Source organism: Rhodopseudomonas sp. B29, from assembly GCF_000333455.1.
GTDB lineage: Bacteria > Pseudomonadota > Alphaproteobacteria > Rhizobiales > Xanthobacteraceae > Rhodopseudomonas.
On record NZ_BADD01000618.1, the window covers coordinates 1 to 3711 of the forward strand.

Consider the following 3711-nt stretch of genomic DNA (forward strand, 5'->3'; position numbering starts at 1 on the left):
CGCTTGCCGCTCCTCGCCGCCGTGATTCTGGCGCCGCTCGCCGCCCAGGCCGAGCAGGCGACCGAGATCAGCCTCAGCTACAAGGACAAGAAGTTCACCCCCGCCGAGGTGAGCGCGCCGGCGAACACGCCGATCGTCTTCAAGGTCAAGAACGACAGCGGCGCCGCGATGGAATTCGAGAGCAAGAAGCTGAAGGTCGAGAAGGTGATCGCCGCCGGCACTGAGGCGGTGATCAACGTCCGGCCGCAGAAGCCGGGCAGCTACAGCTTCGTCGACGAATATAACGAGGACGTCGCCAAGGGCACCCTGGTCGTCAAATAGGCCGCGCGCCGGTCCGGAAAGGGGAGCCGCCATGCTGGCCGCGCTGATCATCGTGTTCCGCGAGGTGTTCGAGGCCGGCCTGATCGTCGGCATCGTGCTGGCGGTGACGCGCACCGTGCCCGGCCGCAATCTGTTCATCGGCGGCGGTGTCGCCGCCGGGATCGTCGGCTCCTGCCTGGTCGCGGCCTTTGCCGGGGCAATCTCCAAGCTGTTTGCCGGCATGGGGCAGGAGCTGTTCAACGCCGCGATCCTGTCGATCGCCGTCGTCATGCTGACCTGGCACAATGTCTGGATGGCGCGCCACGGCGCCGAGCTGGCCGGCGACCTGCGCGCCGCCGGTCAGGCGGTGGTCGATGGCACCCAGTCGCTGCTGGCGCTGGCCGTTGTCGTCGCAGTCGCCGTGCTGCGCGAGGGCAGCGAGGTCGTGCTGTTCCTCTACGGCGTCCTCGCCGCCGACGGCGGCACGGCCTGGGAGGTCGCGCTGGGCGGCGTCGCTGGCCTGGCGCTCGGCGGCGCGTTGTGCGCCGCGACGTATCTGGGCCTCGTCCGCATTCCAATGAAGACGCTGTTCGCCGTAACCACCGTGCTGATCGCTCTGCTCGCTGCCGGCATGGCGTCGCAAGCGGTGGCGTTTCTGCAGCAAGCCAACGCGGTGACGGCGCTCAATGAGACGGTCTGGGATTCCGGCTGGCTGCTCAGCGATTCCGGTGTCCTCGGCCAGGCCCTGCACACGCTGATCGGCTACACCGACCAGCCGACGGGGATGCAGCTCGCGGTTTATGCGGCGGTGCTGGTGGTGACCTTCGTACTGATGAAGCTGTTCGCCGCGCCGGCGAAGCGGCCGGCGAATGCGGTGAGGGCTGGGGCGAACTAACGCCCACCGCACCACGCGGCCGGCACCACACCCTCTCGTTCGTCATTCCGGGGCGCCACGCAGCGGCGAACCCGGAATCTCGCAGCGTTCTGCGACCCTGTCACTTCCGACAACATCGGGATTCCGGGTTCGCTCGCAGAAGCGAGCGCCCCGGAATGACGGGGGAAAGGTCGGCGTCGGCCTCAGATCGTAGGGTGGGCAAAGCGAAGCGTGCCCACGCGCTGCGTGCCCCGCGATCACCCTCGCGGACCGTAACGAACTAAGCGAGTGCCGCGATCACCGTTTCGATCGGCAGGAACAGCGTCCGGCTGTCGGCTGGATATTCGATGAACTCGGCGCAACGCAGATAGAATGCCTTGGCCGCTTCGCTCTTGGCCTGCACCAGCACCGCACCGATGCCGATGCTCTGTGAGGCGACCGCGACTCGGCGTAGCGCGTCGGCGAGCAAATCGGCGCCGATGCCGCGGCCGGCGTGATCGCGGCTGACCGCCAGCCGTCCTATGATGGAGATGGGGATGCTGTCCGGGGCATTGCGCCGAACCTTGCCCGGGGCCGCCGCGCGTTCGACCGCTCCAGCCGACAGGCAGTAGTAAGCGACGACGCGCTCGTCCTCGCACAGCACGTAGGTTCGCGAAAATCGGCTCTCGTTTTTCAGTGCGCGATGGCGCAGCCAATCGTTCAACGCCGGCTCGCCGCAGTCGAAGGACGACAGATCGTGTGCGGTGCTCAGCGCAACCGGCGCCGAAAAAGACGTTACGGCTTTTGCCATGCCGGCACCCGGCGAAGCAGCGATCGCAATTTAGGGCCGGGCTTGGGCGGGTTTTCGAGTGCCTGCATGAAGGCATCGTAGCGGCCGGCGTCGAGCACGAAGAGCCGCTGGTCGAGCAGCACGTCGATCGCCTCGCGGCGGGCGCTGTCGATCATGAATTCGGTGCGGGTCTTGCCAAGGATCGCCGCGGCCTCGTCGATCAACTGGCGCGTATCGGCCCCGATCCGAAGGTTGATGCTGCCCTTGACGTCGGACGCGGCTCTGCGGTCGGCTACGCTCGTATCCGTCTCGTCTGAGGAGGATGGCCGAGTCTCGATCATGTCGAGAATATCGGCGCGCGTATGTACAATGTCAATACAGAATTGACCGGCGAGCGGCCGACCGGTGCCGTCTTTCGCCGTCATTCCGGGGTGCCGCGCAGCGGCGAACCCTGAATCCCGACGTTGGTGGCGCGAAGAGATTCCGGGTTCGCGCTCCGCGCGCCCCGGAATGACGAGAAGAAACGTAGGGTGGGCAAAGCGAAGCGTGCCCACGCGCCGAGCTACTACGCAATCGCGGTCGCCGCGTGGGCACGGCGCTGCGCGCCTTTGCCCACCCTACGGCATCTCAAGAAAGGCCGCGGAGTGCGCGGCGCGCAGCGCCTCAGCTCTCCCCGAACACCCGCTTGAAGATCGTGTCGACGTGCTTGAGGTGATAGCCGAGGTCGAACTGTTCTTCGATCTCGGCGTCCGACATGTACTTCTTCATGTCCGGATCGGCCTTCAGCAGCGTCAGGAAGTCGCCTTCGCCGCGCCACACCGGCATGGCGTTGCGCTGCACCAGCTTGTAGCTCTCCTCGCGCGAGCAGCCCTTCTGGGTCAGCGCGGTCAGCAGGCGCTGGGAGTGGATCAGGCCGCCGAGGCGGTCGAGGTTCTTCTCCATGTTCTCCGGATAAACCACCAGCTTCTCGATCACGCCGGCCAGACGATTTAGCGCGAAATCGAGCGTCACGGTGGCGTCGGGCGCGATCATGCGCTCGGCCGAGGAGTGCGAGATATCGCGCTCGTGCCACAGCACGACGTTTTCCATCGCCGGATTGACGTAGCCGCGCACCATGCGGGCGAGGCCGGTGAGGTTCTCGGTCAGCACCGGATTGCGCTTGTGCGGCATCGACGACGAGCCCTTCTGGCCCGCGGAGAAGTATTCCTCGGCCTCGAGCACTTCGGTGCGCTGCAGATGCCGGATCTCGGTGGCGAGGCGTTCCATCGACGAGGCGATGACGCCGAGCACCGCGAAGTACATCGCGTGGCGGTCGCGCGGGATCACCTGCGTCGACACCGGCTCGACGGCGAGGCCCATCGCTTTGGCGACGTGCTCTTCGACCCGCGGATCGATATGCGCGAAGGTGCCGACCGAGCCCGAGATCGCGCAGGTCGCGACTTCCTTGCGGGCGGCGATCAGGCGTTCCTTGGCGCGCGAGAATTCGGCGTAGGCGTAGGCCATCTTCAGCCCGAACGTCACCGGCTCGGCATGGATGCCGTGCGAGCGGCCGATCGACGGCGTCATCTTGTGTTCGAAGGCGCGCGCCTTTAGCGCCGCCAGCACGCGGTCGAGATCAGCCAAGAGGATATCGGCGGCGCGCACGAGCTGGACGTTGAAGCAGGTGTCGAGCACGTCCGACGAGGTCATGCCCTGGTGGACGAAGCGCGCATAGGGTCCGACAAACTCGGCCAGATGCGTCAGGAAGGCGATGACGTCGTGCTTCACC

5 protein-coding genes are annotated in these 3711 nt (G+C 66.4%); 2 read left to right on the top strand and 3 right to left on the bottom strand.

Annotated features, from left to right (window positions below):
• The coding region (locus I5M_RS22435; protein ID WP_022723451.1) for a cupredoxin domain-containing protein at nt 1-321 on the top strand (321 nt) is incomplete at its 5' end.
• Nucleotides 322-352: 31 nt separating this feature from the next.
• The gene (locus I5M_RS22440) at nt 353-1195 is read left to right on the top strand and encodes an FTR1 family protein (RefSeq protein ID WP_022723452.1); all 843 of its coding nucleotides are present in this window, start codon (nt 353-355) and stop codon (nt 1193-1195) included.
• Nucleotides 1196-1454: 259 nt separating this feature from the next.
• On the opposite strand, the gene I5M_RS22445 is transcribed toward I5M_RS22440, so the two are convergent.
• The 3 genes from I5M_RS22445 to purB form a co-directional block, all read right to left on the bottom strand.
• Nucleotides 1455-1964: a GNAT family N-acetyltransferase gene (locus tag I5M_RS22445; RefSeq protein ID WP_022723453.1), complete on the bottom strand. Its 510-nt coding sequence runs from the start codon at nt 1962-1964 to the stop codon at nt 1455-1457.
• Complete coding sequence (locus I5M_RS22450; protein WP_022723454.1) at nt 1949-2368, bottom strand: DUF1778 domain-containing protein; 420 nt, start codon at nt 2366-2368, stop codon at nt 1949-1951. Before I5M_RS22450 ends, I5M_RS22445 begins: the two co-directional genes overlap by 16 nt.
• A 238-nt stretch (nt 2369-2606) precedes the next feature.
• Nucleotides 2607-3711, bottom strand: a 1105-nt coding sequence (gene purB, locus I5M_RS22455) for an adenylosuccinate lyase (protein WP_031337324.1), incomplete at its 5' end; no start/stop codon positions are given.